The sequence below is a fragment of the Micromonospora sp. NPDC049799 genome (assembly GCF_040656655.1).
Taxonomy (GTDB): domain Bacteria; phylum Actinomycetota; class Actinomycetes; order Mycobacteriales; family Micromonosporaceae; genus Micromonospora.
Window position 1 is genome coordinate 1 of sequence record NZ_JBFAMU010000508.1, and the last position, 3,503, is coordinate 3,503.

General features: G+C 70.6%; 3 protein-coding genes. 2 read left to right on the plus strand and 1 reads right to left on the minus strand.

What is annotated here, in order from left to right; all coding sequences use genetic code 11:
- Positions 1-315 precede the first annotated feature (315 nt).
- Positions 316-1,740, plus strand: coding sequence for a hypothetical protein (locus AB0I76_RS25350; RefSeq protein WP_357040243.1), 1,425 nt, complete (start codon positions 316-318; stop codon positions 1,738-1,740).
- 66 nt (positions 1,741-1,806) lie between these two features.
- Here the strand turns inward: AB0I76_RS25350 and AB0I76_RS25355 are convergent, their stop codons facing one another.
- Positions 1,807-2,787: a sigma-70 family RNA polymerase sigma factor gene (locus AB0I76_RS25355; protein WP_357040245.1), complete on the minus strand. Its 981-nt coding sequence runs from the start codon at positions 2,785-2,787 to the stop codon at positions 1,807-1,809.
- Between the two features lie 108 nt (positions 2,788-2,895).
- On the opposite strand from AB0I76_RS25355, the gene AB0I76_RS25360 reads away from it, so the two are divergent.
- Positions 2,896-3,503, plus strand: a 608-nt coding sequence (locus AB0I76_RS25360; protein ID WP_357040248.1) for a maleylpyruvate isomerase family mycothiol-dependent enzyme, incomplete at its 3' end; no start/stop codon positions are given.

Here is a 3,503-nt window from a genome sequence, read left to right on the forward strand (position 1 = left end):
CCCCGGCCGGCCGGGCACGATCACCGGCGGGCCGTCCGCGGCGGCGGACGCGTCCGGCGTCCGGGCCACGGGCTGCGCGGCCCTGTCGTCGGGTCGAAGTAGGACAACGACCACGGTGAGAACGAGGGCCGTCAGTGTGACGGCGATCAGCGTCCATCTGCCTCGTGCGGTCATCCGCCACTCCCTGAAGGTCGAGGTCGTGGCCGATCGTATCCATTCACGACCGACGCAAAGTGTGACCTAGGTCACATCGATGTTCATCGCCTGGCCACTAGGGTGACGTGAATCATCATCTCCTTCCGGAGGGACTCGCCGATGATCCAATTATCCGCACCGCAACCGGCATGGCGGCGCCTCGCCGGCATCGCCGCCGCCGGTCTCCTCGTGGCGACCGTCGCCGGTGCCCAGACGGGCGCGCAGGCGGCGCCGGACGAGGCCGAGGTCGAGCAGGTGGCGGACGTGGGCAGTGTGACCGCCCAACTCGCCGTGGACGAGATCTCCAGCAGCCCCAACCTGCGGCAGATCGCCAACCTGCCCAAGCAGGCACCGTTCGACACGTTGTCGGCGCTCGGCACCGACGTCGCGTTCCAGGGGCCCTTCGCCTATGTGGGCAACTACGAGGGTTTCACCATCTACAACATCGCGAACCCGGCCGCACCGAAGATCATGTCTCAGGTGCACTGCCCCGGCTCGCAGAACGACATCTCCGTCCACGGTGGCCTGCTCTTCCTGTCCACCGATTCGCCCCGCAGCGACGACTCGTGCGCGAGCACCGGAGTCCCCTCCAGCCAGACCAAGTGGGAGGGCATCAAGGTCTTCGACATCAGCAACCCGGTGAAGCCGGAGTACATCAAGTCCGTCCAGACGGCCTGCGGCTCGCACACCCACACGCTGGTGCCGGCGAAGGACAAGGAGTCGCTCTACCTCTACGTCTCCTCGTACGGGCCGAGTGACACCTACGTCGGCTGTTCCCGGCCGCACGACTCGATCTCGATCGTCGAGGTGCCGGTGAAGTCGCCGACCGACGCGGCCGTGGTGGCCATGCCCAATCTGTTCCCCGAGGGCGGGTACACGAACACCAGCGGCTGCCACGACATCACCGTGTTCCCGGAGAAGGACCTGGCCGCCGGTGCCTGCATGGGCGACGGCATCCTGATGGACATCTCCGACCGGGCGGCCCCGCGCGTCATCCACTCGGTGCGGGACACGGCGAACTTCGCCTTCTGGCACTCCGCGACGTTCAACAACACCGGCACCAAGGTTGTCTTCACCGACGAACTCGGCGGCGGCAGCGGAGCGACCTGCAACCCGACCATCGGGCCGAAGCGGGGCGCGGACGCCATCTACGACATCGTGGACGGGAAACTGGTCTTCCGCAGCTACTTCAAGATCCCGCGGGAGAACGCCAGCACCGAGAACTGCGTGGCGCACAACGGCTCGCTGATCCCGGTGCCCGGCCGCGACGTCATGGTCCAGGCGTGGTACCAGGGCGGCATCTCGGTCTGGGACTTCACCGACTCGGCGAACCCGAAGGAGATCGGCTACTGGGAGCGCGGCCCGCTGTCCGCCACGCAGCGGATCCTCGGCGGCTCCTGGTCGGCGTACTACTACAACGGACACATCTACTCCAGCGACATCCAGAAGGGCTTCGACGTCCTGGAGATCGACGAGGAGTCCATCCCCGGGGCGAAGACCCACCACTACACGCGATTCAACGTGCAGACCCAGCCGGAGTACTGACGCTTCGGCGGAGCTGACCGGAGCGCACACGGGCCCGGCCTTCCTTCACGGGAAGGCCGGGCCCGGTCACGTCGCGATGTGGTGGGGCGGGGCGTCGAACAACGGGACCAGCCGCTCGGTGTCGAGGTAGCTGGCGATGCCGGTGATCAGGTCCTCCTGCACGTCGAGAAGCACCAGCCCGAACGGACGGTGGGCCCCGTCCGGGCCCGGCCGGGTCTGCCAGAACGCCGGCGACCCGTTGGCGGCCACCGGCACCAGACGTGCCCCCGCACAGGAGGCCGCCGGATCGGAGAGTGCCGCCGCGATCCGGTCGCGGCCCCGGATCCACCACCGGAACGGCGGCATCGACATCGTGGCGTCCTCGTGCAGCAGAGCCACCAGGGCGGCGACGTCATGGCGTTCGAACGCCGCGCAGTAGCGGGCGAGCAGGTCGCGCTGGTCCGGGTCGGACGGGCGCCACGGTTCTCCGGGCGGCACCTCCACCGTCCGGAGGGTGGTCCGGGCCCGCTGCAGGGCGCTGGTCACCGCGGGGAGGCTGGCGTCCAGCAGGTCGGCCACCTCCTCGGTGGTCCAGCACAGCACGTCCCGCAGGATCAGGACCGCCCGCTGCCGGGGCGGCAGGTGCTGGAGGGCGGCGACGAACGCCAGGCGGACCGTCTCCCGTCGTACGGCCTGCTCCGCCGGGTCGGCGGCGGCGGGCAGCACCAGCGACTCGGGCACCGGCTGCACGAGGACCCGCTCCGACACCGGCTCGCCGAGGCCCGGACCGGCGACCGCCGGTGCACCGAGATCCATCGGCAGCGCCCGTCGTCGGGCGCCCCGGAGCAGGTCCAGGCAGACGTTCGTCGCGATCCGGTAGAGCCACGTCCGCAGCGACGCCCGACTCGCGTCGTAGCGGTCGTACGACCGCCACGCCCGCAGCAGCGTCTCCTGCACCGCGTCCTCGGCCTCGAAGCCGGAACCCAGCATGCGGTAGCAGTAGCCGGTCAACTCGATCCGGAACGGCTCCAGCCGGGAGACGGTCTCGTCCGTCGACGCCACGGTCACCGCTCGACCATACGCACTCCACCGACGACCGATGGGTTTCCGGCACGCGGCTCGTATCCCTTCCGGGGGCGCGGACACGCCGCGCCCGGTCCACCGGAGGGAAACGACATGACCGAGGACGTACGGGCGGCGGTGGCGGCGGAGCGCCGGGACCAGGCGGACCTGCTCGCCGGCCTGGAGCCGTGGCAGTGGGCCGCGCCCACGTTGTGCGACGGCTGGCGGGTGCGGGAGGTGGTCGCCCACACCACCATGCCGTTCCGCACCTCACTGGCACGGACGGTGCTCGACCTGGCGAAGGCCCGCGGCAGCATCAACCGCATGGCCGACCGGACCGCACGTCGGGACGCCACCGCACTGCCGCCCGAACGGCTCCTCGCCGCGCTGCGCGACAACGCGACGCATCCGTGGACGCCTCCGGGGGGCGGTCCCCACGGTGCCCTCGCGCACGACGTGATCCACGGGCTCGACATCACGGTGGGCGCCGGGCTGGACCGCCGGGTGCCCACGGAACGGGTCGCCATGGTGCTGGCCGGGATGCGCCCGAGGAACATCGCGTTCTTCGGCACCGACCTGACCGGTGTCGAGCTACGCGCGACGGACCTGGACTGGTCGTACGGCGCGGGTGACCCGGTCCGGGGACGGGCCCAGGACCTGTTGCTCGTGCTGTGCGGGCGCCGGCTCCCGGCGGGACGGCTGGACGGCCGGCACGCCGGGCG